The 24,381-nt window shown below is 71.2% G+C and carries 25 protein-coding genes and 1 riboswitch; of the genes, 19 read left to right on the top strand and 6 right to left on the bottom strand.

Annotated elements, in window-relative coordinates; translation table 11 throughout:
- Positions 1-91 precede the first annotated feature (91 nt).
- The 6 genes from ACIBVQ_RS18695 (at position 92) to ACIBVQ_RS18670 (ending at position 6,581) form a co-directional block, all read left to right on the top strand.
- Positions 92-604 (top strand): FHA domain-containing protein, encoded by a 513-nt coding sequence (locus ACIBVQ_RS18695; RefSeq protein WP_399178762.1) that lies wholly within the window; start codon positions 92-94, stop codon positions 602-604.
- Positions 605-630: 26 nt separating this feature from the next.
- Entirely contained in the window at positions 631-1,281 is a 651-nt protein-coding gene (locus ACIBVQ_RS18690; protein ID WP_352012555.1) for a MerR family transcriptional regulator, read from the top strand.
- A 79-nt stretch (positions 1,282-1,360) separates the two neighbouring features.
- Positions 1,361-1,831 (top strand): bifunctional nuclease family protein, encoded by a 471-nt coding sequence (locus ACIBVQ_RS18685; RefSeq protein ID WP_184713884.1) that lies wholly within the window; start codon positions 1,361-1,363, stop codon positions 1,829-1,831.
- 144 nt (positions 1,832-1,975) lie between these two features.
- Positions 1,976-2,596 carry a MerR family transcriptional regulator gene (locus tag ACIBVQ_RS18680; RefSeq protein WP_184713883.1) on the top strand — a complete coding sequence of 207 codons (621 nt, stop codon included), beginning with the start codon at positions 1,976-1,978 and terminating at the stop codon, positions 2,594-2,596.
- A 14-nt stretch (positions 2,597-2,610) separates the two neighbouring features.
- Positions 2,611-2,702, top strand: a riboswitch (glycine riboswitch).
- 159 nt (positions 2,703-2,861) lie between these two features.
- Positions 2,862-5,717 (top strand): aminomethyl-transferring glycine dehydrogenase, encoded by a 2,856-nt coding sequence (gene gcvP, locus ACIBVQ_RS18675; RefSeq protein ID WP_362918689.1) that lies wholly within the window; start codon positions 2,862-2,864, stop codon positions 5,715-5,717.
- Positions 5,718-5,798: 81 nt separating this feature from the next.
- The gene (locus tag ACIBVQ_RS18670; protein ID WP_399178759.1) at positions 5,799-6,581 is read left to right on the top strand and encodes a hypothetical protein; all 783 of its coding nucleotides are present in this window, start codon (positions 5,799-5,801) and stop codon (positions 6,579-6,581) included.
- 17 nt (positions 6,582-6,598) lie between these two features.
- Here the strand turns inward: ACIBVQ_RS18670 and ACIBVQ_RS18665 are convergent, their stop codons facing one another.
- Positions 6,599-6,979 carry a hypothetical protein gene (locus ACIBVQ_RS18665; protein WP_352012552.1) on the bottom strand — a complete coding sequence of 127 codons (381 nt, stop codon included), beginning with the start codon at positions 6,977-6,979 and terminating at the stop codon, positions 6,599-6,601.
- Positions 6,980-7,061: 82 nt separating this feature from the next.
- Between ACIBVQ_RS18665 and ACIBVQ_RS18660 the strand changes: the two genes are divergently transcribed.
- Positions 7,062-7,667: an alpha/beta family hydrolase gene (locus ACIBVQ_RS18660; protein ID WP_352012551.1), complete on the top strand. Its 606-nt coding sequence runs from the start codon at positions 7,062-7,064 to the stop codon at positions 7,665-7,667.
- Positions 7,668-7,679: 12 nt separating this feature from the next.
- Here the strand turns inward: ACIBVQ_RS18660 and ACIBVQ_RS18655 are convergent, their stop codons facing one another.
- Together ACIBVQ_RS18655 and ACIBVQ_RS18650 are read right to left on the bottom strand one after the other, a co-directional pair.
- A complete protein-coding gene (locus ACIBVQ_RS18655) occupies positions 7,680-7,871 on the bottom strand; it encodes a DUF5999 family protein (RefSeq protein ID WP_352012550.1) in 192 nt (63 codons plus the stop codon).
- A gap of 357 nt (positions 7,872-8,228) precedes the next feature.
- Positions 8,229-8,834 carry a TetR/AcrR family transcriptional regulator C-terminal domain-containing protein gene (locus ACIBVQ_RS18650; protein ID WP_399178756.1) on the bottom strand — a complete coding sequence of 202 codons (606 nt, stop codon included), beginning with the start codon at positions 8,832-8,834 and terminating at the stop codon, positions 8,229-8,231.
- A gap of 180 nt (positions 8,835-9,014) precedes the next feature.
- Between ACIBVQ_RS18650 and ACIBVQ_RS18645 the strand changes: the two genes are divergently transcribed.
- From ACIBVQ_RS18645 to ACIBVQ_RS18635, 3 genes are all read left to right on the top strand, one after another.
- Positions 9,015-9,395 carry a hypothetical protein gene (locus ACIBVQ_RS18645; RefSeq protein WP_352012548.1) on the top strand — a complete coding sequence of 127 codons (381 nt, stop codon included), beginning with the start codon at positions 9,015-9,017 and terminating at the stop codon, positions 9,393-9,395.
- Between the two features lie 287 nt (positions 9,396-9,682).
- Positions 9,683-10,327 (top strand): NAD(P)H-dependent oxidoreductase, encoded by a 645-nt coding sequence (locus tag ACIBVQ_RS18640; protein WP_362781342.1) that lies wholly within the window; start codon positions 9,683-9,685, stop codon positions 10,325-10,327.
- Positions 10,324-10,641: a multidrug efflux SMR transporter gene (locus ACIBVQ_RS18635; protein ID WP_352012546.1), complete on the top strand. Its 318-nt coding sequence runs from the start codon at positions 10,324-10,326 to the stop codon at positions 10,639-10,641. The genes ACIBVQ_RS18640 and ACIBVQ_RS18635 overlap by 4 nt, the downstream gene beginning before the upstream one ends.
- 61 nt (positions 10,642-10,702) lie before the next feature.
- On the opposite strand, the gene ACIBVQ_RS18630 is transcribed toward ACIBVQ_RS18635, so the two are convergent.
- The 3 genes from ACIBVQ_RS18630 to ACIBVQ_RS18620 form a co-directional block, all read right to left on the bottom strand.
- The gene (locus ACIBVQ_RS18630; protein ID WP_399178753.1) at positions 10,703-12,040 is read right to left on the bottom strand and encodes an RNA polymerase sigma factor; all 1,338 of its coding nucleotides are present in this window, start codon (positions 12,038-12,040) and stop codon (positions 10,703-10,705) included.
- Positions 12,041-12,225: 185 nt separating this feature from the next.
- Positions 12,226-12,615: a hypothetical protein gene (locus tag ACIBVQ_RS18625; RefSeq protein ID WP_399178751.1), complete on the bottom strand. Its 390-nt coding sequence runs from the start codon at positions 12,613-12,615 to the stop codon at positions 12,226-12,228.
- A gap of 48 nt (positions 12,616-12,663) precedes the next feature.
- On the bottom strand, positions 12,664-13,839 hold the full coding sequence (locus ACIBVQ_RS18620; protein ID WP_399178749.1) for an AMP-binding protein: 1,176 nt from the start codon (positions 13,837-13,839) through the stop codon (positions 12,664-12,666).
- A 134-nt stretch (positions 13,840-13,973) separates the two neighbouring features.
- Here ACIBVQ_RS18620 and menB point away from each other — a divergent pair, with 134 nt between their 5' ends.
- From menB to clpB, 9 genes are all read left to right on the top strand, one after another.
- Entirely contained in the window at positions 13,974-14,819 is an 846-nt protein-coding gene (gene menB, locus ACIBVQ_RS18615) for a 1,4-dihydroxy-2-naphthoyl-CoA synthase (RefSeq protein ID WP_352012710.1), read from the top strand.
- Between the two features lie 156 nt (positions 14,820-14,975).
- On the top strand, positions 14,976-16,631 hold the full coding sequence (gene menD / locus ACIBVQ_RS18610; protein WP_352012543.1) for a 2-succinyl-5-enolpyruvyl-6-hydroxy-3-cyclohexene-1-carboxylic-acid synthase: 1,656 nt from the start codon (positions 14,976-14,978) through the stop codon (positions 16,629-16,631).
- 63 nt (positions 16,632-16,694) lie between these two features.
- Complete coding sequence (locus ACIBVQ_RS18605; protein ID WP_352012542.1) at positions 16,695-17,375, top strand: DedA family protein; 681 nt, start codon at positions 16,695-16,697, stop codon at positions 17,373-17,375.
- Between the two features lie 84 nt (positions 17,376-17,459).
- A complete protein-coding gene (locus tag ACIBVQ_RS18600; protein WP_352012541.1) occupies positions 17,460-17,930 on the top strand; it encodes a general stress protein in 471 nt (156 codons plus the stop codon).
- A 117-nt stretch (positions 17,931-18,047) separates the two neighbouring features.
- A complete protein-coding gene (gene dnaK, locus ACIBVQ_RS18595) occupies positions 18,048-19,946 on the top strand; it encodes a molecular chaperone DnaK (protein WP_399178746.1) in 1,899 nt (632 codons plus the stop codon).
- On the top strand, positions 19,939-20,442 hold the full coding sequence (locus tag ACIBVQ_RS18590) for a nucleotide exchange factor GrpE (protein WP_352012539.1): 504 nt from the start codon (positions 19,939-19,941) through the stop codon (positions 20,440-20,442). The genes dnaK and ACIBVQ_RS18590 overlap by 8 nt, the downstream gene beginning before the upstream one ends.
- Positions 20,439-21,392 carry a DnaJ C-terminal domain-containing protein gene (locus ACIBVQ_RS18585; protein WP_362918700.1) on the top strand — a complete coding sequence of 318 codons (954 nt, stop codon included), beginning with the start codon at positions 20,439-20,441 and terminating at the stop codon, positions 21,390-21,392. Before ACIBVQ_RS18590 ends, ACIBVQ_RS18585 begins: the two co-directional genes overlap by 4 nt.
- The gene (locus ACIBVQ_RS18580; RefSeq protein WP_352012537.1) at positions 21,392-21,712 is read left to right on the top strand and encodes a chaperone modulator CbpM; all 321 of its coding nucleotides are present in this window, start codon (positions 21,392-21,394) and stop codon (positions 21,710-21,712) included. The genes ACIBVQ_RS18585 and ACIBVQ_RS18580 overlap by 1 nt, the downstream gene beginning before the upstream one ends.
- Complete coding sequence (gene clpB / locus ACIBVQ_RS18575) at positions 21,694-24,327, top strand: ATP-dependent chaperone ClpB (RefSeq protein WP_352012536.1); 2,634 nt, start codon at positions 21,694-21,696, stop codon at positions 24,325-24,327. Before ACIBVQ_RS18580 ends, clpB begins: the two co-directional genes overlap by 19 nt.
- The last annotated feature ends 54 nt before the right edge of the window (positions 24,328-24,381 follow it).

Raw genomic sequence — 24,381 nt, 5'->3', positions numbered from 1 at the left:
CAGTCTGAGCAAATACTTGAGAAGCGATGAAGCGAGGCGCGCGTACCGAGAACCGTTGCCGCGTCCTCGCGGTAGGAGGCCGAGCCGATCGATGCCGAGCGTCTACTGCACGCAGTGCGGTCATGCCAACCCTGAGGACGCCCGTTTCTGTTCACGATGCGGGTCGCCGCTGACCAGGTTCGACTCCCCGGGAGACAGTACGTCGACGATCTCCCTGTCCGGGATCGAGGCCTACGAGGCGGAGACGGGAGAGACGCTTCTCGCCGAGCGGCAGGCCGTCGAGCAACTGCCTACGGGCGCCGCGCTGCTCGTCGCCATGCGTGGTCCCAACGCGGGCAGCCGCTTCCTGCTGGACAGCGACCTGACCACGGTCGGACGTCACCCCGAGAGTGACATCTTCCTGGACGACATCACCGTCTCGCGGCGTCACGTCGAGTTCTACCGGCGCGGCGGAGGGGTGTTCACCGTCCGTGACGTCGGCAGCCTCAACGGCACCTACGTCAACCGCGAGCGGATCGAGGAGGTCCCGCTCTACGGCGGCGACGAGGTGCAGATCGGCAAGTTCCGCCTGGTCTTCCTCACCCGTGGCGCCGCTGGAGGATGATGAGCTCCCAGGCGGCTCGTTCGCACATGAGCATCGGGGAGGTGCTCGCCCTGTTGCAGGGCGAGTTCCCCGACGTCAGCATCTCCAAGATCCGTTTCCTGGAGGGCGAGGGGTTGATCGAGCCGGAGCGCAGTCCCTCCGGCTACCGGAAGTTCAGTTACGCCGACGTCGAGCGGCTGCGTTACATCCTCGGCGAGCAGCGCGACCGTTACCTGCCGCTGCGTGTGATCAAGGACCGGCTCGAGGCCGCGGACCGCGAGGACCGGCCGGTCACCCCTCCGCGGGCCCTTCCCGGCGAGGCGCCGCCGGAGGTTCGTCTCACCCGCAAGGAACTGCTCGCCGCCGCCGAGCTCGACGAGGAGACCCTCACCGAGCTTGAGGACTTCGGCCTGCTCGCCGCGGTCGCCCGCCACTACGACGCCGAGGCGCTGGCCGTGGCCCGCAGCGTGGGGGCACTGGCCGCCTTCGGGCTCAGGGCACGCCACCTGCGGGTCGTCAAGGCCGCGGCCGAGCGGGAGGCCACCCTCGTCGAACAGGCCATCGCACCGTTGCTTCGCCGCCGAGGCCCGGGGGCCATCGACCGGGCCGACGAGACCGCCAAGGAGATTTCTGGTCTTCTGCTGGAATTGCACGCCTCGCTCCTGCGTTCCGCCGTGCGTGGGGGCTTGGGCCGGTGAGAACCTGACCAGGCACTCGTCCCCTCACGAGTGTTACGTTGAACAAACCGGTCATAATCCAGCGAAGACGGAGCAGCCCGTGTTGCAGATGGAGGTCGTGGGCGTTCGGGTTGAGATGCCCTCAAACCAGCCTATTGTCCTGCTGAAGGAGGCACATGGGGAGCGGTACCTGCCGATCTGGATCGGCATGACCGAGGCGACGGCGATCGCGATGGCCCAGGCCGAAGAGCCGCCACCCCGGCCACTCACCCATGACCTCTTCCGCGACGTGCTCGACGCGCTCGGCGTCCGGCTGAGCACCGTGAACATCGTCGCACTCCGTGATGGGATCTTCTTCGCCGATCTCGTGTTCTCCAACGGGGTCGAGGTGAGCGCCCGTCCTTCGGACTCCATAGCCCTGGCGTTGCGTACGGGAGCCCGTATCTTCGCCAGTGAGGACATCGTCAGGGAGGCGGGGGTGATCATTCCCGACGACCAGGAGGACGAGGTGGAGAAGTTCAGGGAGTTCCTTGACACGATCACGCCCGAGGACTTCGGTCGCGCGGGGTAGGTATTTCGGTGCATTTACGCTTCACGACGCGCCGGGGAGGGTCGTTGACTGATCTTGGCCCCAGTCCTACGGTGCAAGTGAAACCCGCGGCTGTGCGCAAACCCCCAGATCAGGCCGCGGGATGAGAGAAAGCCGGAGGTCCGCGTGGCGGTCAGCAGCGGCGAGGGTAGAAACGCCGACCAGGATGACCCGGAACGGCGCGGGGAGGCACGTCAGCGTGCGGGCGAAGAGGGCCTGCTGTTCGACGGGCAGCCGGTGAAACTGCCCGCCGACATCGGATACCGCGGTCCCACCGCCTGTGCCGCGGCCGACATCACCTATCGGCAGCTGGACTACTGGGCGCGCACCGGTCTGGTCGAGCCCACGGTCAGGGCCGCTCACGGTTCGGGTTCCCAGCGCCTGTACGGCTTCCGCGACATCCTGGTGCTCAAGGTCGTCAAACGGCTGCTCGACACGGGTGTGTCCCTCCAGCAGATCCGCATCGCCGTCCAGCACCTGCGCGACCGCGGCGTCAACGACCTGGCCCAGATCACCCTCATGAGTGACGGGGTGAGCGTGTACGAGTGCACCTCACCCGACGAGGTCATCGACCTGCTCCAGGGAGGGCAGGGTGTCTTCGGCATAGCCCTCGGCCGCGTCTGGCAGGAGGTGGAGGGCTCCCTGGCCGACCTGCCCGGAGAGCGCGCGGAGTCCGGCCAGAGCCCTTTAGGCGATCACCACGCGGATGAGCTGGCCCGTCGTCGCCGGGCTCGCCGCACCGGGTAAGGTTGTCTCGCTGCTGACTCTGCGCGGGAGAGACCCCGGCATGATCGGGGCGCCGAAGGAGCAACCTCCCCGGAATCTCTCAGGCACCCGGTACCGCGTGGGCGAGGCGACTCTGGAAAGCAGGCACGCCCGCCAGGCGCGTCTCACCGACGGGGAAAGCCTTCCACGCACCGGAAGGTGAAACTCTCAGGTCGCGATGACAGAGGGGGAGATCCGGCATACGCCCGCGCCCAGCGCCGGTCTCCAACGTCTCGGGAGGCTTCCCATGACCGACCTGTCACCGCTCAGCGAGCTGACCCCCCCGCCGTTCGCCACCCGTCACATCGGGCCCGCGGACGCCGACCAGACCCGCATGCTCGAGGCGGTCGGATTCGCCTCGACCGCCGACCTGGTCGCGGTGGCCGTCCCCGAGGCCATCAGGGCGAAGGACAGGCTCAACCTCCCGCCCGCCGCGAGCGAGACGGAGGCCATCGCCGAGCTGCGCGCCCTCGCCGGGCGCAACACCGTGCTCACCTCGATGATCGGCCTGGGCTACCACGACACGATCACCCCGGCGGTCATCCGCCGCAACCTCCTGGAGAACCCCGGCTGGTACACCGCCTACACGCCCTACCAGCCCGAGATCTCCCAGGGGCGCCTTGAGGCCCTGCTCAACTTCCAGACGGTCGTCTCCGACCTGACCGGTCTCGACGTGGCGGGCGCCTCCCTGCTGGACGAGGCCACCGCCGCCGCCGAGGCGATGACGCTGGCCCGCAGGGCGGTGCGCGGCTCCTCGAACGTGTTCGTCGTCGACGCCGGCTCGTTGCCGCAGACCAAGGCCGTGCTGCGCACCAGGGCCGAGCCGCTCGGCATCGAGCTGGTCGAGAGCGACTTCACCGAGGCCCTTCCCGACTGTTTCGGCGTGCTCGTGCAGTACCCCGGGGCCGACGGTGAGATCAGGGACTTCCGTGCCGTCGCCGAGGCCGCCCACGCGCGCGGCGCCCAGGTGGTGGCCGCCGCCGACCTGCTGGCCCTGACCCTGCTGGCCGCCCCCGGCGAGCTCGGCGCCGACATCGCGATCGGCTCCTCGCAGCGCTTCGGCGTCCCGCTGGGCTTCGGCGGCCCGCACGCCGCCTACATGGCCGTCCGCGACGGCCTGCAGCGGCAGATGCCCGGCCGTCTGGTCGGCGTCTCCCAGGACGCCGACGGCCGCCCCGCCTACCGCCTGGCGCTGCAGACCCGTGAGCAGCACATCCGCAGGGAGAAGGCGACCAGCAACATCTGCACCGCGCAGGTGCTGCTCGCGGTCATCGCGGGCATGTACGCCGTCTACCACGGCCCCGAGGGCCTTCGCAGGATCGCCAGGCGCGTCCACCGGCACGCCGTCGTGCTGGCCGCGGGCCTGCGCCACGGAGGCGTCGAGGTCGTCCACGACGCCTTCTTCGACACCGTGCTCGCCCGGGTGCCCGGCCGCGCCGCCCGGATCGTGGCCGCGGCCCGCGACAACGGCGTCAACCTGCGCCTGGTCGACGCCGACCACGTCGGTGTCACCTGCGACGAGCGGACCGAGCAGCTCCACCTGGAGCAGGTCCTGGCCGCCTTCGAGGTCAGCGGCGCCGTACTGACCGACCTGGACGCCGCGGCGCACGACGCGCTGCCCGAGGGGCTGGCGCGCACCGGCGACTACCTGACCCACCCGGTCTTCCACAGCCACAGGTCGGAGACGGCCATGCTGCGCTACCTGCGCAGGCTCCAGGACAAGGACGTCGCGCTCGACCGGTCGATGATCCCGCTCGGCTCGTGCACCATGAAGCTCAACGCGACCACCGAGATGGAGCCGATCACCTGGCCCGAGTTTGCCGGGCTGCACCCCTACGCCCCCGCGGAACAGGCCGAGGGCTACACGGAGCTGGTGCGGGAGCTTGAGGGCTGGCTGGCCGAGGTCACCGGCTACGACGCGGTCTCCATCCAGCCGAACGCGGGCTCCCAGGGTGAGTTCGCCGGGCTGCTGGCGATCCGCGCCTACCACCACGCCCGCGGCGAGGCCCATCGCGACGTCTGCCTGATCCCCTCCTCCGCGCACGGCACCAACGCCGCCAGCGCGGTCATGGCCGGTATGCGGGTCGTCGTGGTCGCCTGCGACGACAACGGCAACGTGGACCTCGCCGACCTCGACGCCAAGCTCGGCAAGCACCGCGACCGGCTCGCCGCGATCATGGTGACCTACCCCTCGACGCACGGCGTCTACGAGGAGACCATCACCCAGATCTGCGAGCGGGTGCACGAGGCGGGCGGCCAGGTCTACGTCGACGGCGCCAACCTCAACGCCCTGGTCGGCCTGGCCAAGCCGGGCGAGTTCGGGGCGGACGTCTCCCACCTGAACCTGCACAAGACCTTCTGCATCCCGCACGGCGGCGGCGGCCCCGGCGTCGGCCCCGTCGCGGTCCGCGCCCACCTCGCCGGCTACCTGCCCGGTCACCCGCTGCGCGACGACTCGCCGGTCGGTCCCGTCTCCGCCGCGCCGTACGGCTCGGCGGGCATCCTGCCCATCTCCTGGGCCTACGTCAGGATGATGGGCGCAGACGGGCTCAAGGCGGCCACCGAGCAGGCCATCCTGTCGGCCAACTACCTGGCCCGCAGGCTCGCCCCGCACTACCCCGTCCTCTACACCGGCCGGGGCGGCCTGGTCGCCCACGAGTGCATCGTGGACCTGCGCCAGATCACCAAGGAGACCGGTGTGACCGTGGACGACGTGGCCAAGCGCCTGGTCGACTACGGCTTCCACGCTCCCACCATGTCCTTCCCGGTGGCCGGTACGCTGATGATCGAGCCCACCGAGAGCGAGGACCTGGCCGAGCTCGACCGGTTCTGCGAGGCGATGATCGCGATCAGGGGGGAGATCGAGAAGGTCGCCTCCGGCGCCTACGACAAGACCGACAACCCGCTGCGCAACGCCCCGCACACGGCTGCCTGCCTGCTGGCCGACGACTGGGAGCACGCCTACTCGCGGGCCGAGGCGGCCTACCCGCTGCCCTCGGTGCGCGAGGCCAAGTACTGGTCGCCGGTCCGCCGGATCGACCAGGCGTACGGCGACCGCAATCTGGTGTGCGCCTGCCCTCCGCTTGAGGCCTACGAGGACTGATTCGCACCGTTAAGATCCACCTCGTGGACAGGGCTCCGGGCCACCGGGCCCGGGGCGATTCCTTACCCGGAGGGACCCTGCATGCCAGAGGTGGACACCCGACCGCTGGAGACCGCGCGGCGGCTGGCCGAGGACGGTGACCTGGACGGCGCCGCGGTGATTCTCGCGGAGCTGGCCGCGGACCCCGAGGGGCCCGACCGCGCGCAGGCGGCGGTCGGGCTGGCGGTGGTGCTCGAGGAGCGGGGGGACGCGGCCGACGCCAGGGCGGCGGCCCGTGCCGCGCTGGCCACCGGCCATCCCGAGTTCGCCGGGCAGGCCGCCTGCCTGCTCGCCAGGAGCTTCGAGCGCGACGACCTGCCCGACCAGGCGCGGGCGGCCTGGCAGGCCGCGCTGGGCACCGGGAACGCCGCCTGCGCTCCGCTGGCGCACATGGGCCTGGCCAGGCTCGCCGTGGGCCCCGTGGAGGCGGAGGAGGCCCTGAGGGCCGCGCTGGCGACCGGAGAGCCGGAGATCTCCTCCCTCGCCGCCCAGCGGCTGGCCGAGATCCTCCTTGAGGAGGGGGAGGCGGCCGAGGCGGCGGGAGTGCTCGTCGAGGCGCTGTCCGTGCCGGACGTCGTGGAGACGGCGAGGCTGCGGGTGCTGCTCGGCATCGCCCATCTCGAACTGGCCTGCGCCGAGCTCACCGGGGCGGTGGAAGAGGGCGGCGACGCCGAGACCGGGGCGCTGGCCATCGAGCTGCTGGCCCGCACGCTGCCGCTCAGAGGGCGTGAGGAGGACGCCGAGCGGGTGTGGCGTTACGGCCTGGACAGCGCGGACGAGGAACTGGCCGAGGAGGTCAGGCTGCGACGCAACCGGGACGCCTGAGTCTCCGGCCCCGCTCTTCAGTCGCGGTGGCGCAGCCCGCCGAGGGCGTGGGCGATGTTGATCACCACGATGCCGCCCCAGGCGACCAGGATCCCCACGGTCCCGCCCTCGGCGGCGACGGCGGTCAGCGGGATGGCCAACCCCAGCGAGCCGAGCGCGATCGGGACGGTGCCGTTCCCCTTGCGCCGCGGCGCGGGGGGAGGACCCTGGGGGTGCGGATAGTGCTGCTGGGGGTGATAACCCGTGGCCTGCAGCTCCGCCCGCACCCTGGCGGCGATCGTCGAGTCGAGGCGTTCGACGAAGGACTCGACGAGCGCGGCCTCGTACTCGGGGCCGAGGTCACGGCGGGCCCCGATGGTCGCCCGTACGTCCTGTCGGATATCGTGATGATCCTGCACCCTGAGATTGTCCGCCCTGCCGCAGGCCCGGACATCAGCCGTTAGGACTAGATCGGTGTCCATCCGGAGTACTGCCTCGTCCGTGGAGATCGGCACCGTTCACGGCCCGGCCGTGGCCGAGATCGACGAGGTGGCCGATCCACGTTTCCTGCTGGTGCTCACCCACGGCTCGGCCGGGGGAGTGGACGCACCCGACCTGCTGGCCGTACGGGACGCGGTGACGCCGATCGGCGGAGTGGTCGCCCGGGTGCTCCAGCCGTTCAGGATGCGAGGGGCCAGGGCTCCCGGATCGGCGGCCAGGCAGGACGAGGCCTGGCTGGAACTGGTCGCCGGGCTTCGCGGGCTCCGGCCCGGTCTGCCGCTGGTGCAGGGCGGGCGGAGCAACGGGGCCAGGGTCGCCTGCCGTACGGCCTCGCAGGCGGGGGCGACGGCGGTGGTCGCGCTGGCCTTCCCCCTGCATCCTCCCGGTAAGCCGGAGAGGTCGCGCGCGCAGGAACTGCGCGCGGCGGGGGTCGACGTGCTGGCGGTCAGCGGTGACCGTGACCCGTTTGGGGTCCCCGAGGCGGCGGACACCTCGCGCCTGGTGGTGCTGCCCGGTGAGGGGCACGATCTCAAAAGGCATCCCGGCAGGGTGGGCGAGGTGGTCGCGCACTGGCTCGGCGCGAGGATGCGCGCCGCCGCGGAGTGATCGGTCAGGCGATCAGGCGACGCCGGCCAGGGGCCGGTGCGGCTCGATGACCCCGCCGTCGGGCAGGATCTCACCGGTGTCGTCGAACAGCACCACACCGTTGCAGAGCAGGCTCCAGCCCTGCTCGGGGTGGGCGACCATCGTACGGGCGGCTTCGCGGTCCAGCGCCTCGGCGGGCGGACAGGACGGCTGGTGCGGGCACATCGGCGTGCCTCCGGATCTCTATCGTCGGCTCGCTGGATCGACATCGGACAGCGGGTGGACACCGTGTCCCCGATGGGAATCCGTTCCCATCGCGTGACGGGTGACGAGCATCTGGTGTGGACATGTGGGTCGTGCGTGCCTCGAACGGGGTGAGGTCCGCACGTTGGTCAAACTCAAGTGTGCGATCTGGATCTCACCCCGGGACATAGCCCGTTAGGACTGTTTGCGAACTCTGGAGAGTGGTCCTTCAGGGCTCTTCCGGAGGTGTGACCTATAGCACAGGATGCCTCATAGCGGACATCTGGCCAAGCGAAACGCGCCATCTGGCAGGTAAAAAAGGATCGGCCTCGCGTTTCTTTACCGTTCAGTCTCCGTTCGCTTTCCGTTGAGTCCCGCCAGCAGGGCGTTCAGCCCGTGCTCGAAGTCGGTGTCGGCCGCCGCGGAGCCTCCGCCGGCCGACGGGGGACGCCACGGTTCGGCGCCGTCCGCCGGGGGGTCGGCCCATCCGGAGCGCTGTACCTCGACCGCGACCGCGCCGAAGACGTAGGCCCGCAGCGTCCGTACCGCCTGCGCCGCGTCGGGCAGCCCGGCGTCGGCGAGCTGCTCGGTCTGCTCCATGAGGGCGATCGCCGCGCGGCCCTTCGGGGGCTTGGTCAGCGCCAGCGCCAGCACCCCGGGATGCTCCCTGAGCGCGTCCCTGCTCGCCCTGCACCACGCCCTCGCGCTGTCCTGCCAGGTGCTCGCGGGCTCGGCGTGGACGGCCGTGACGTGCTCGGCCAGGGCGTCCATGAGGGCATCCTTGCCGCGCGGCAGATGGTGGTAGATGGCCATGGCCTCGACCTGGAGCGCGTCGCCCAGGCGCCGCATCGTCAGCCGCCGGAGCCCCTGGCTGTCGGCGATGTGCAGGGCGGCCTCGATGATGCGTTCCCTGGAGAGCGGGACGGGTGGTCGTTTGGCGGGCATGGCCGCATCCTGTCATCGGTGACCTTACTGTGTAAAGGGCGCCGCGCCGTGCCGTCCAGGGTGGGCCGGTCCCTGAGTGGGTGGTCCGGGGGTCGACGGCGTAGGCTACAGCCGTGATCCGCCGGGAGGTTCCCGGCGACGGGTGAGAGAGGGCAGACGATGGCGTTTTTCCGACCGGGCGTGAGCCGGGAGGCGGAGGTCCGTCACCACGCCGACCAGGAGGTCGGGAAGAGCTTCCCCGAGTTCCTTGAGAGGGCGCGCACGGCCGAGGCCGAACTGCGCCGGGTGCAGGCGGCCGGGGCGTCCCCTGAGGAGCTCAGGGCCGCCGGGCTGGTCTTCGACGCGGCGCTGACCGAGGCGCTGCGCGCGGCCGAGGCGGGCCAGCGGGCGACCTTCGGGCCCAAGGCCTACGACGACAGGATCCGCCGCCGCAAGGGCAGGGCGACCCCCAAGGGAGCGGAGTGGACCGCCGAGGTCAACCGGCTGCGCACCCTGCGCGAGGAGAACCGGCTGACCGGCATCGCCCGCGTCCCGCGGCCGGTGACCACCGTCGTCCGCTGACTTCTCGTGTGAACGACCTGCCGGGTCGTTCACGCACCAGGCGGCTCCGGGATACCGGGGCCGCCTTTCTCATGCCCGGATGCCTCGACATGCCCGGGTGGCCGGTGGTCGTTCCCGGCGTCGCCTCCGAGGCGCCCCTCTCGCCGCGCCGTGCCCGTCGCCGCGTGCGATGACGGGCGCCGCCCTCCGGCCGACCGGACCCGGGGTCAAATGGACATCGTGTCCGCTTGCCGCTATGGTGATTAAGCGGACACAACGTCCGCTTTGGCATCGAGGATCGGAGAGCCGTGAGCCGCCTGCTGCACCTGGACGCCAGCGCCCGCCGTGCGTCCTTCTCCCGCACCCTGTCGGGGATCTACGCCGCCGCGTGGCGCGCGGCCAACCCGGAGGGCGGATACACCTACCGGGACCTGGCCGCCGACCCCGTCCCGCACATCGGGCAGGCCTGGACGGAGCTGTGCGACCGTGTCCTGGCCGGTCAGATCACCGACATCGGCCGCTACCACGAGGTGGTGAGCACCCCGGAACAGGCCGAGGCCTGGGCAGTGGTCGAACCGCTGCTCGACGAGCTGGTGGCCGCGGACGTCGTGCTGATCGGCACGCCGATGTACAACTTCTCCATCCCCTCGGCGCTGAAGGCCTGGATCGACCAGGTGACCTTCCCCAAGATGAAGCTCACCGGCCGGACGTTCGTCGTCGCGGGCGCGCGGGGCGGCGCCTACGGCCCCGGCACCCCCAGGGAGCCCTTCGACCACGAGGAACGCTATCTGCGTGACTTCTTCCTCGGGCACTTCGCCGTCGAGGACGTCACGTTCGTCCACGCAGAACTGGTCAACTCCCTGGTGGACCCGGCCCTCGCCGACCGGCGGGCCGTGCACGAGCGGTCCTACGCCGCCGCGCGGGAGCTGGCAGGGAAGCTGGCCGTCCGATGAGCTGGCTGCTGCTCATGGCGGCCGGGCTGGTGGAGATCGCCTGGTCGCAGAGCATCAAGCCGACCGAGGGGTTCACCCGGCCGCTGCCCACGCTGGTCTGTTTCGCGCTGGGGGCGCTGGCGGTGTGGCTGCTGTCGAAGGCCATGCAGCAGGGACTCCCCGTCGGCACCGCCTACGCCGTCTTCACGGGCATCGGCGCAGTCGGCGCCATCACCCTGGGGATCGTACTGCACGGCGATCCCGTCGGGGCGGGACGCGTCGCGGCCCTGGCGTTGATCGTCGGCGGGGTCGTGCTGGCCAGGGCGCTCGCCTGACCCCGGGCACGCGTGAGGGGCGTCGCGGACCGGTGGTCCACGACGCCCCTCACGAGCGGGTCTAGCTGGCCCAGTCGAGCAGCGGGCGGGTGTTGCTCGGGTGGCGCAGCTTCGACAGCGACTCCTTCTCCAGCTGGCGGATGCGCTCGCGCGTCAGGCCCAGGTGCTTGCCGATCTCGTCGAGGGTGTGAGGCTTGCCGTCGACGAGGCCGAAGCGCAGAGCCATGATCTTGGCCTCCCTGGGGGAGAGGTTGCCCAGCACGCCGCGCAGCTGCTCACCCAGCAGCTGACGGTCGACCACCTCGGACGCCTCGGGCGAGTCGACGTCCTCGATGAGGTCGCCGATGGTGGTCTCGCCGTCGTCGCCGATGGTCGCGTTGAGGCTGATCGGCTGGCGGCTGGTGCGCAGCAGTTCCTCGATCTGGTCGGGGGTCTTGTCCAGCTCGACCGCCAGTTCCTCCGGGGTGGGCTCACGGCCGAGACGCTGGTGCATGTCACGCTCGACGCGCGACAGCTTGGAGAGCATCTCCAGCACGTGCACGGGAAGGCGGATGGTGCGCGCGGAGTCGGCGAACCCACGCTGGATGGCCTGGCGGATCCACCACATGGCGTAGGTGGAGAACTTGTAGCCCTTGGTGTAGTCGAACTTCTCAACCGCGCGGATCAGGCCCAGATTGCCCTCCTGGACCACGTCGAGCAACGCCATGCCACGGTCGGTGTACTTCTTGGCGACCGAGACGACCAGGCGGAGGTTGGCCTCAAGCATGTGGTCCTTGGCGCGGCGGCCGTCCTCGGCGATCCATTCGAGGTCGTCGCGCATGGCGGCGGGCAGGCCGGGCTCGGCCTCAAGCTTGGACTCGGCGTACAGCCCCGCCTCGATCCGCTTGGCCAGCTCGACCTCCTGGGCGGCGGTGAGCAGGGTGCGCCTGCCGATCGACTTGAGGTAGGTGTGCACCGAGTCGCCCATGACCGAGGACTGGTCGTCCAGGTCCATGGTCTGCTCGGCCTCGAGCTCGGCCTCCTCGGGGGTCCACTCCTCCTCGCCGATCTCCGGCTCGGCCTCGGCGGGGGCCCCGGCGGTCTCGGCCTTCTTGGCGGTGGTCCTGGCGGCCCTGGTGGTGGCCTTGGCGGGCGCGGCCTTCGCCTTGCGGGAGGTCCGGCGCCCGGCGGTCTTCTTGGACGCGCCGCTGAGCGTGGGCTCGTCCTCGGCGGCCAGGATGACGCCGGCCTCGGTGAGCTCCCGCAGGATCGAGCGGCCCTCCGTGGGGCTGGTCCCGGACTCCGCGAAGGCGTGGCGCAGCTCCGCGAGCGAAAGGTGACCCTGGACTCGCCCTCGGTCAAGGAGCTTCTCAAGGGGCGTCGGGGCCTCCGATGAGGTCGCCACGGCGGTTTGGGGCATGAGGACACCTCCTCCATCACGGAGTCGTCTGCTTACAGATTGTCGGGTGGGGCGGCCTGCGGGCCGCTCAGCGCACCAGTACCAATAACCCCAGTCAAGAACTTTATGTTCCCGACTTGACGGGGAAAATAAGATGGGCGGATCGTCCCGAGGCGGTCCGTTCCGTCATCAGCCGTGGTCAGGGGCTATTCGATCCCCTCCACCCGGCTTCCGGAGGGCCCCGCCGGGTCGTCGGCCTCGGGCATGGGGAAGGGGCTCGCCTCCTGCAGGCGCTGCTCGGTCCAGTAGGTCGTGACCGACCCCGGGTCGGGGTTGACGTCCCTGGAGACCACGGACCCGTCGTCGGGCGCCGACGTGGGCGCGGACGTCGGCTCGGAGCGCGGTGTGTCGTCGTCGGCCTGCGGCTGCGCGGTCTGTCGCGTCGCCGGTGACACGGCGGGCCCGGAGCCGGACTCCACGACCCTCCAGATCTTCTCCACCCGGCCGGCAGAGGCGGCGGCCGTCACGGAGACGCCGCCCACGAGGATCACGCCGACGACTCCAGCGGAGACCAACGCCTTGCGGGTGATATGCATGGGGTCGTCCCTTCTGTCGCGGCTGTCTGTTTGACGTGCCGGGTCTCCTCACGGTTCCCGATCACGACCATAACGGAGGGCGGCGAGATTCGGCTTGCCATTGGGCAGAAGTGGTATTTCGGACATCACGACCAGTTCGGCGGGGGCCGCGCAGGCGGGGAGCCGTTCCTTGACGAAGGCCCGCAGCTCGGCCAGCGACGGCGGGTCGGGGGAGACGACGACGGCCACGACGCGCTCGCCCCACTCCGGATCGGGGCGGCCGACCACGACGGCGTCGGCGATAGCGGGGTGCTCGGCGACGGCGGCGGCGGCCACGGCGGCCACGACCTTTTCGCCGCCGGTGTTGATGACGTCGTCGCAGCGGCCGAGCACGCGCAGGCCCCCGCCGTCCATGACGCCGAGGTCGGAGGTGACGAACCAGTCGCCGTCGAGGGCCGAGGCGGTCAGCTCGGGCCGCAGCCGGTAGCCGGAGAACAGCACCGGGCCCGCGACGCGAATCCGCCCGTCGTCGCCAATCTTGAGATCTACATTGTAAAGGGGGGTGCCGTCGTAGACGCACCCGCCACAGGTCTCGCTCATCCCATAGCTGAGCACCACCCGCGCGCCTGCGGCCCTGGCCTCCTCGACCAGCCCCGGCGGCGGCGCCGCGCCCCCCAGCAGGATCGTGTCGAACACCGACAGGTCGGCGTCCAGCAGCCGACGCAGCTGCGTCGGAACCAGCGAGACGTGCCGGGCACCGCTGGAGAGCACCGCCTCGGGGGAGAAGCCCTCGTGCACGATCGGTTCCGTCCCGCCGACCAGTGACCTGACCAGGACCTGAAGCCCCGAGACGTGGGAGGGGGGCAGGCAGCAGAGCCAGCGCTCGCCGGGCCGGGCGCCCAGACGGTGCAGCGAGGCCGAGGCGGAGGCGCGCAGGGCCGCGGCCGACAGCTGGACCCCCTTCGGCGCCCCGGTCGTGCCGCTGGTGGCGATGACGACGGCCACCTCGCCGGGCACCCCCACACCGTGCTCGCGCCGTACACCGTTGACATGGGTGGGGCGCAGGGCGTCGAGCGTGGCCCGCAGCGCGGCGGCGGGCAGGGCGGGAGACAGGGGAAGCACCGCGGGGCCGCCGTCGAGCGCGGCGCCGACCGCCCTGAACAGCTCCGGTCCCGGCGGCAGCACGAGCGCGTGCAGCTCCCGCCACCCGCAGGACGACTCCGCGTGCACAGGACCGTTCGTCACAGTCGTAAGGTTAGTGCCGGGAAAACGGACGGCAGCCGGGCGGGTCCCGGCGAGGCGGAAGGGACGCAGTCATCGTGAGCACGGAGCAGGCGGTGCCGGGCACGGACGGGCGGGCGAAGGGCGAGGCCAGGCCCATGCCGGAGAGCGTCCAGGTGCGCGCCGCCGACTGGAGGCGCTCCGGGGACTACGAGGACATCGTCTACGAGACCGCCGAGGGCATCGCGAAGATCACGATCAACCGGCCGGAGCGGCACAACGCCTTCCGCCCGACGACGCTCTTCGAGCTCAGGGACGCCTTCAACGTCGCCCAGGAGGACTCGGAGATCGGTGTGATCATTCTCACCGGCGCGGGCGACCGGGCCTTCTGCTCGGGCGGCGACCAGAAGATCCGCGGTGACGACGGCTACGTCGACAAGTCGACCCCGCACGTGGGCAGGCTGAACGTGCTGGACCTGCAGGTGCAGATCCGCCGCTGCCCCAAGCCGGTCATCGCGATGATCGCCGGCTACGCGATCGGCGGCGGCCACGTGCTGCACGTCTGCTGCGACCTGTCCATCGCCGCGGACAACGCGGTCTTCGGCCAGACCGGGCCCAAGGTCGGCTCCTTCGACGGCGGCTACGGGTCCTGGCTGCTCGCCGAGACCGTCGGCCTGAAGCGGGCCCGTGAGATCTGGTACCTGTGCCGTCAGTACGACGCCGAGACCGCCCTCGGCTGGGGCCTGGTCAACACGGTCGTCCCGCTGGAGCGCCTGGAGGAGGAGACGGTCGCCTGGGCCAGGGAGATGCTGGAGAAGTCCCCGCTGGCCCTGCGCATGCTCAAGGGCGCGCTGAACGCGGTCACCGACGGCGCGGCGGGCATGCAGCAGTTCGCCGGCGACGCCACCCTGCTCTTCTACATGAGCGAGGAGGCGCAGGAGGGCCGCGACGCCTTCAAGGAGAAGCGCACCCCCGACTTCGGCAAGTTCCCGCGCAGGCCGTGAGCCGCAGGCGATTCCAGCGATGAGGCGAAACCGGCCCGTCCCCGCAGTGCGCCGCCCCGGCGCGGTGAGGACGGCGCCGGTCCGCCGTCAGCCGTCGTGTCCGTCCTTTCGGACACGGCTTCTCTCAGCACGACGACGACCAGAGGAGGCAGTGCGGTGAATCCCGCCACCGCGCTCGCGACCGTGCTGGTCGACGAACTCGTACGCTGCGGTCTCACCGAGGTGGTGCTCGCGCCGGGCTCACGCTCGGCTCCGCTCGCACTCGCCGCGCACGCCGACAGCCGCGTACGGCTGCACGTGCGCATCGACGAGCGCTCGGCGGCCTTCCTCGCCCTCGGACTGGCCAAGCGCGGCGGCCGGCCGGTCGCGCTGATGTGCACCTCGGGCACCGCCGCGGCGAACTTCCACCCCGCGGTCGTCGAGGCGCACGAGTCGGGGGTGCCGCTGCTGCTGCTCACCGCCGACCGGCCGCCCGAGCTGCGCGACACCGGCGCCAGCCAGACCATCGACCAGATCAAGATGTACGGAACCGCGGTCCGCTGGTTCAGCGAGGTCGGCGTGCCCGAGGACCGGCCTGGGCAGGTCGCCTACTGGCGTTCCCTGGCCTGCCGCGCCTACCAGCGTTCCCTCGGCCCGGCCGACCCCGGCCCGGTCCACCTCAACCTCGCCTTCCGTGAGCCGCTCGTCCCGGACGGCGACGTCTCCTGGAGCGAGTCCCTTGAGGGCGACGCCAACGGGCCGTGGGTCCGCGCCAGGGTCGCGCCTCCCGCGGCCGCGCTGCACCTGCCGCCGACCCGAAGGGGCGTGCTCGTCGTCGGGGACGGCGCCGCCAACATGCGCAGATACGTGGCGGCGGCCGGCATGGCCGGATGGCCGGTCCTGTCGGAGCCGAACGGCGGCGCCCGCTACGGCGACCACGCGGTCTCGACCTACCACTTCCTGCTCGGCACCCCCGAGTTCGCCGACCGGCACCGTCCGGACGTGGTGGTCACCCTGGGCCGTCCCGGCCTGTCCAGGCCGCTGCTGAACTGGCTCAGGCACGCCGAGGAGCACATCGTCGTCGCCCCCGACCTGTCCCGCTGGCCCGACCCGACCCGTTCCGCGACCCAGGTGGCGCAGGCGGTCGAGATCCCGGTCGCGGCCGGGGACGACGACTGGCTGCGCTCGTGGCGGCGCGCGGACACGGCGGCCAGGGCGGCGATCGACGAGGTGCTCGACGCGGGCGGGCTCAGCGAGCCGCGCCTGGCCAGGGACCTGGCCGAGCAGCTGCCCAACGGGGCGCTGCTGTTCTCCGGCTCGTCCATGCCGATCCGTGACCTCGACCAGGCGATGCGCCCGAGGAGGGGGCTGCGGATCCTGTCCAACCGGGGCGCGGCGGGGATCGACGGCGTGGTGTCCTCCGCGATGGGCGCGGCGCTGGCGCACAACGGTCCCTCCTACGCGCTGATGGGCGACCTGACGTTCCTGCACGACCAGAACGGGCTGATCCTCGGTCCCCGCGAGCCCCGCCCCGACCTGTGCCTGGTCGTGGTGAACAACGACGGGGGCGGGATCTTCTCGCTGCTGCCCCAGGCCGCGCTGCGCGACCCCTTCGAACGGGTCTTCGGCACCTCGCACGGAGTGGACCTGTCCCACGTCGCGGCGGCGACCGGCACGCCGTACACCTTCGTCGGGGAGGCGGAACAGCTGCCCAAGGCGTTGCGCGGGGAGGGGGTGCGCATCGTCGAGGTCCACACGGACCGGGAGCCGAACGCGGTGCTGCACGCCGCGCTGCGCGAGGCGGCCCACACCGCGATCCACGGCGTCCTGTGAGGGCCTGACACCGGCCCCTGCGAGGCCGGATGAGATCGGGGAGGACGCAATAAGGTGACGGGCATGCATGTCGACGAGTTGCTCCAGGCGATTCCCGCGGTGTGGATCTACGTCCTGGTCGGCCTGGTGATCGGGATCGAGAGCCTGGGCATCCCGCTGCCCGGCGAGATCGTCCTGGTCAGCTCCGCGCTGCTGGCGGCCAAGGGCGTGGTCGACCCGCTGTGGGTCGGCGCCTGCGCCGGCGTCGGCGCGATCGTCGGCGACTCGATCGGCTACGCCGTCGGGCGCAGGGGCGGCAAGCCGATGTTCGACCGGCTCGGACGCAGGTTCCCCAAGCACTTCGGGCCGGAGCACATCGGCAGGGCCGAACGCTACTTCCACCGCTACGGCATGTGGACGGTCTTCCTCGGCAGGTTCGTCGCGCTGCTGCGCATCCTGGCGGGGCCGCTGGCCGGGGCGCTGCGCATGCCGTACTGGAGGTTCCTGGTCGCCAACGTGCTCGGCGGGATCGTCTGGGCGGGCGGGACCACCGCGGTGATCTACTACCTGGGCATGGCCGCCGAGCGGTGGCTGCGGGGCTTCTCCTGGGTCGCGCTGGTCGTCGCGTTGCTGTTCGGCGTCGCGACCACGCTGTTCGTCAAGCGCAGGGCCGCGCGGGCGGTGGCCGAGACGTCCGGGGAGCCCGGGGTGGCCGAGGGAGACCCGGAGGCCGGACAGGCGGGCAGTCCGGTCGGCGCGGGCTGATCTGCTACCAGACCTGGGGATGTGCGCCGGGCCGCGGGCCGGTCACGCTGAGTCGGTACGGACTCACCGTGGAGGGGAGGCGGCATGCTATCCGACCAGACCTTGACCGGCTATGAACCGGTAGCCACCTACGGCCGTTACGAGGAGGCCCAGCGGGCCGTCGACTACCTGTCGGACCAGCGTTTTCCCGTCCAGCACGCGATGATCGTCGGGATGGACCTGCGGATGGTCGAGAAGGTGCTCGGGCGGCTGACCTACCTGCGCGCCGCGGGGATGGGGGCGGCGACCGGTGCCTGGATCGGACTGCTGATCGGCCTGTTCTTCGCGATCTTCACCCCCGGCAGGTTCCCCTGGATCCTGGTCCTGTGGAGCGTGATCTGGGGTGTGGTCGCCGGAGCCATCTTCGGGCTCATCGCCCACGCCTTCACCGGCGGCAGGAGGGACTTCCTCTCGTCGAGCGCCATCGTCGCCAACCGCTACGAGCTGCGGGTGACGACGCCCCAGGCCGCCGAGGCCCGCAGGCTGCTAGAGACCGGCATACCCCAGCACACCTAGGGCGGCGACCGCCCGCGGGGTTCACGCCGGGTCGCGCCTCAGGGGCCCGTCCGTCAATCCGAGGACGCGGCCCCGCGCGCCGTACGGCCGTCGCGGGAGGCCCAGAAGGAGACCAGCATGGCTAAGGCAGTCGGGATCGACCTGGGGACGACCAACTCGGTGATCGCCACGATGGAGGGCGACAAGCCCACGGTGATCGCCAACGCCGAGGGGTCGCGGACGACCCCGTCGGTCGTCGCCTTCACCGAGGACGGCGAACGCCTGGTCGGGCAGCTGGCCCGTCGTCAGGCGATCCTCAACCCGAAGGGGACGATCTACTCGGCCAAGCGTTTCATCGGCCGCCGCTACGACGAGGTCACCACCGAGATGCACGCCGTGTCGTTCGACGTGGTGCCGGGGCCGGACGACGCGGTCCGTTTCGACGTGCGCGGCAAGATGTACGCCCCGGAGGAGATCTCCGCCCTGATCCTGCGCAAACTCGTCGACGACGCCTCCAAGTTCCTCGGGGAGAAGGTCACCGAGGCGGTCATCACCGTGCCCGCCTACTTCAACGACTCCCAGCGCCAGGCCACCAAGGACGCGGGGAAGATCGCCGGTCTTGAGGTGCTGAGGATCGTCAACGAGCCGACCGCCGCGGCCCTGGCCTACGGGCTCGACCGCAAGGAGAACGAGACGGTGCTCGTCTTCGACCTGGGCGGCGGAACGTTCGACGTCAGCATCCTGACCATCGGGGACGGCGTCGTCGAGGTACGTTCGACCGCGGGCGACACCCACCTCGGCGGTGACGACTTCGACCGGCGCATCGTCGACTACCTCGCCGACGAGTTCCAGCGGGACACCGGCGTCGACCTGCGCGCCGACCCCCAGGCTCTGCAACGGCTCTTCGAGGCGGCGGAGAAGGCCAAGGTCGAGCTGTCCTCGGTCTCCCAGACGCAGATCAACCTGCCCTTCATCACGGCCGACGCCTCGGGCCCCAAGCACCTGAACACCACGCTGCGCCGGGCGACGTTCGAGGACATCACCTCCGACCTGCTGGAACGCTGCAAGGGGCCGGTCGAGCAGGCCATGGCCGACGCGCGGCTGAGCACCGGGGACATCGACGAGGTGATCCTGGTCGGCGGATCGACCAGGATGCCCGCCGTACAGGCCCTGGTGCGCAGGATGACCGGGGGCAAGGAACCGAACATGACGGTCAACCCCGACGAGGTCGTCGCGCTCGGCGCGGCGGTGCAGGCGGCCGTCATCAAGGGCGAGCTGAAGGACGTCGTCCTGCTGGACGTGACGCCCCTCTCGCTCGGCATCGAGACCCTCGGCGGCATCATGACGAAGGTCATCGACCGCAACACGACGATCCCCGCCCGCCGTTCCGAGGTGTTCAGCACCGCCGAGGACAACCAGAACGCGGTGGACGTCGTGGTGCTGCAGGGCGAGCGCGAACGCGCCGGGGACAACCGGGTGCTCGGCCGCTTCAGGCTGGAGAACATCAGGCCCGCGCCGCGCGGTGTGCCCCAGGTCGAGGTCACCTTCGACGTCGACGCCAACGGGATCCTGAACGTCTCGGCCAAGGACAAGGACACCGGCGCCGAGCAGCGCATCACCATCAGTGAGAGCTCGACCCTCGACACGGGCGAGGTCGAGCGGATGGTCGCCGACGCCGAACGGCACCGGGAGGAGGACCTGCGGCTGCGGCAGGTCGTGGACGCGCGCAACGAGCTCGACAGTGTCGCCTACCAGGTGGAGCGGCGGCTTTCCGAGCTGGGGGATGCCGTGCCGGTCCATGAGAAGGCACGGGCCGAGATGCTCGTCTCCGACGCCAGGGAGACGGTCAGGCAGCAGGAGACACCGATCGACCGGCTGCGCTCGCTGACCGGCGAGCTGCAACAGGTCTACCAGGGGCTGGGCACGGTCTCGGCCTCCGGCGGCCAGAGCGGCCAGAGCGGCCAGGGCCCGCAGGGGGCTCAGGGCGGCGGCCGGGACGACGACGTCATCGACGCGGAGTTCACGACCGATGAGTGAGGAACCCCGCGACGACGAGGCCGTGAGGCAGGAACCCGACGGCCTCCAGGAGCGCGTCACCGAGCTTCAGGACGAGGTGGCCGAGCTCCAGGACCGGTGGCGGCGAGCCCTGGCCGACCTCGACAACCTGCGCAAACGGGTCAGCCGTGACGCGTCCCGGGTGCGGGAGGAGGAAAGGGCCAGGGCGGCGGCCGAATGGCTTCCGGTGCTGGACAACCTGGAACGCGCCCTCGAACACGCCGGAAACGACCCCTCCTCCGTCGCCGAGGGGCTGCGGGCCATCCACGAGCAGGCTCTCGACGTGCTGGCCCGCCTGGGCTTCCCGCGCCGCGACGACACCGGCGCGAGGTTCGACCCCGCCAGGCACGAGGCGGTCGGCGTGCTCAGCCAGGAGGGCACACCGGACGGGACCGTCCTGCACGTGGTGCAGCCCGCCTACGGGGACGGTGAACGGCAACTGCGGCCCGCGACGGTCGTCGTCTCCAAGGCGGAATGATGCCGGCAGCCCGGGACTTCTACGAGATCCTCGGCCTGCAGCGCAACGCGAGCCAGGAGGACATCCAGCGCGCCTACCGCAAACTTGCGCGGGCCAACCACCCCGACGTCAACAAGGACCCCGAGGCCGAGGACCGCTTCAAGGACATCTCCGAGGCCTACAGCGTCCTGTCCGACCCCAAGACCCGCCGCCGCTACGACGCGTTCGGCCCCGACTTCCGCCAGGTCCCCGAGGACGTGGACCCCGAGACCTGGGCCCGTGCCGGGGCGGGACGCGCGGGGGCAGGGCGGGGCGGCCGGGGGAGCGGCTGGCCCGGTCAGGGCCCCTCCGGCTTCGGGGAGGGCGTCGACATCGACGACCTGCTGGAGGGACTCTTCTCCGGCAGGGCGGGCGGCGCGGGCAGGGCGGGCCCCGGATGGGGGCCCATCCCCGGCGCCGACCAGGAGGCCGAGCTGGAGCTGAGCGTCGAGGACGCCTACCGGGGCGGCCGTAAGTCCCTCACCGTCGGGGGCCGCAGGATCGAGGTCCGCATCCCCGCAGGGGTGACCGACGGCCGGCGGATCCGCCTGGCGGGCCAGGGCGGCAGGGGCGGTGACGGGGCACCCCCCGGAGACCTCTACCTGATCGTCAGGATCGCGCCGCATCCCCGTTACCGGGTCGAGGGACGCGACATCCACATCCGGCTCCCGATCACACCCTGGGAGGGGGCGCTCGGCGCGGCCGTAGCCGTCGAGACACCGGGCGGCGAGACCAAGGTCAAGGTGCCGCCGGGCACGTCGAGCGGGCGGCGGCTGCGGCTGCGCGGCCGGGGCATGCCCAGTCCGAGGGAAGGCCCCGGCGACCTGTTCGCCGAGATACAGATCATGGTGCCGCCACGGCCGACCGACGAGGAGAGGCAGCTGTTCGAGCAGCTCGCGGCGGTGTCGGAGTTCGACCCGAGGAGGCGGTGATGCCCTACGCCCTGACCAGGCCGCGACGCCTGGACATCGAGTCGTTCGCCCGCCTGACCGGCACGCACCCCGACCTGGTGCGCCGCCTGGTCGTCCTCGGCGTGCTCGACGCGCAGCGGGACGCGGCGGGGGAGCTGTGGTTCCCGCTCTCCCAGCTGCCGGCCATGGCCAGGGTCCAGCGGCTGCGCGCCGGGTTCGCCCTCAACTACGCGGCCCTCGGCCTGGTGGTCGACCTTCTGGACCGCATCGCCGAGCTGGAGAGCGCCGCGCGTGGGCGCTCCCGCACCCCGGGAGGACCGAAGTGGACGTCAACCAGCTGACGCAGAAGTCGCAGGAGGCGCTGCACGACGCGCAGACCAAGGCCCTGCGCCACGGGCACACCGACGTCGACGGCGAGCACCTGCTGCAGGCGCTGCTCGACCAGCCGGACGGGCTGATCCCACGGCTGCTCCTGAACGCCTCCGTCGACACCGACCGGCTCGGCGCCGACCTGGAGGCGGCGCTGAACCGGATGCCGAGGGTCAGCGGGCCGGGCGTCGAACCCGGTCAGGTCCGGGTGACCCAGCGCCTTTCCCGGCTGCTGGAGACGGCCAAGCGGGAGGCCGACCGGCTCAAGGACGAGTACGTCTCCGTCGAGCATCTGCTCGTCTCCCTGATCGAGGAGGGCGAGACGACGCCCGCCGGGCGGCTGCTGCGCCAGCAGGGGCTGACCAGGGACTCCTTCCTGCAGGCGCTCACCGCCATCCGCGGAAACCAGCGCGTCACCTCGGCGATGCCCGAGGTCGCCTACGAGGCGCTGACCAAGTACGGGCGGGACCTGGTGGCCGACGCCGCCGCGGGCAGGCTCGACCCGGTCATCGGGCGCGACGCCGAGATCCGCCGCGTCATCCAGATCCTGTCCCGCAAGAGCAAGAACAACCCGGTGCTGGTCGGCGACCCCGGAGTCGGCAAGACCGCCATCGTCGAGGGACTCGCCCAGCGGATCAGCAACGGCGACGTGCCCGAGGGCCTGCGGGACAAGGTGGTCTTCAGCCTCGACATGGGATCCCTGGTCGCCGGGGCGAAGTACCGGGGGGAGTTCGAGGAACGGCTCAAGGCCGTGCTCACCGAGGTGGTGGCCGCGGAGGGCCGCATCCTGCTGTTCGTCGACGAACTGCACACGGTCGTCGGGGCGGGCGCGGCCGAGGGCGCCATGGACGCGGGCAACATGCTCAAGCCCATGCTGGCCCGCGGCGAGCTGCACATGATCGGCGCGACGACGCTTGAGGAGTACCGCAAGCACATCGAGAAGGACGCCGCCCTGGAACGCCGCTTCCAGCCCGTCACGGTCGACGAGCCCTCCGTCGAGGACGCCGTCTCGATCCTGCGTGGCCTGCGCGAACGGCTGGAGGTCTTCCACGGGGTGACGATCCAGGACGCCGCCCTGGTGGCCGCCGTGGTGCTGAGCCACCGCTACATCTCCGACCGCTTCCTGCCGGACAAGGCCATCGACCTGGTCGACGAGGCCTGCGCGATGCTCAGGACCGAGATCGACTCGATGCCCGCCGAGCTCGACGAGCTCACCCGCAGGGTGATGCGCCTGGAGATCGAGGAGGCCGCGCTGGGCAAGGAGGAGGACCAGCAGAGCCTGGCCCGCCTCGACGAGCTGCGCAGGGAGTTGTCCGACCTGCGCGCGGAGGCCGACGCCATGCGCGCCCAGTGGGAGGCCGAACGGCACGCGCTGCGCGGCGTCCAGGGGTTGCGCGAGGAACTGGAGAACGTGCGCGCCGAGGCGGAGCGGGCCGAGCGTGACTACGACCTCAACCGTGCCGCCGAGCTGCGGCACGGCAGACTGCCCGAGCTGGAACGGCGGCTGAAGGCCGAGGAGGAACGCCTGCGCAGCAAGCAGGGGGTCGCCAGGCTGCTGCGCGAGGTGGTCACCGAGGAGGAGATCGCACTGATCGTCTCCAGGTGGACGGGCATCCCGGTGAGCCGCCTGCAGGAGGGCGAGCGCGAGAAGCTCCTGCACCTGGACGAGGTCCTGCACGAGCGGGTGATCGGCCAGGACGAGGCCGTGCAGACGGTCTCCGACGCCATCATCAGGGCCCGCTCGGGGATCAAGGACCCGCGCCGCCCGATCGGGTCGTTCATCTTCCTCGGGCCGACCGGGGTGGGCAAGACCGAGCTGGCCAAGGCGCTGGCCGCGGCGTTGTTCGACACCGAGGACAACATGATCCGCATCGACATGAGCGAGTACCAGGAGCGGCACACCGTCAGCCGCCTCGTCGGCGCCCCGCCCGGTTACGTGGGCTACGAGGAGGGCGGCCAGCTCACCGAGGCCGTACGGCGCAAGCCGTACTCGGTGGTGCTCTTCGACGAGATCGAGAAGGCGCACCCCGACGTGTTCAACACGCTGCTGCAGGTCCTCGACGACGGGCGGCTCACCGACGCGCAGGGCAGGACCGTCGACTTCCGCAACACGGTGCTGATCATGACCTCCAACATCGGCTCGGTCTACCTGCTTGAGGGCGTCACCTCAAGCGGGGAGATCAAACAGGACGCCCAGGAGCTGGTGATGGCGGACCTGCGTTCGCACTTCCGCCCCGAGTTCCTCAACCGCGTCGACGACATCGTGATCTTCAAGCCGCTCACCGAGGAGGAGATCGAGCGCATCGTGGGCCTGATGTTCGGTGACCTGCGCGCGCGGCTCGGCGAGCGGGGCATCCTGCTGGAGGTCTCCGAGGACGCCACCAGACACATCGCCGAACGGGGCTACGACCCCGTGTACGGCGCCCGCCCGCTGAGGCGCTTCATCGCCAAGGAGGTCGAGACCCGCATCGGGCGTGCCCTGTTGCTCGGCGACGCGCACGAGGGCGCGGTGATCCGGGTCGGCATGGCCGGGGGGGAGCTCGTGGTCACCGTCGCCCAGGAGACCGAGACGGCCAAGGTGGCCTGAAGCTCACCGGCCAACCCGCCGGTGGAGAAGGCTTTTGGCCGGGACCCTACCGGC

Source organism: Streptosporangium sp. NPDC049376 (assembly GCF_044466505.1).
GTDB lineage: Bacteria > Actinomycetota > Actinomycetes > Streptosporangiales > Streptosporangiaceae > Streptosporangium.
This window is presented reverse-complemented; position numbering and strand designations above follow the sequence as displayed.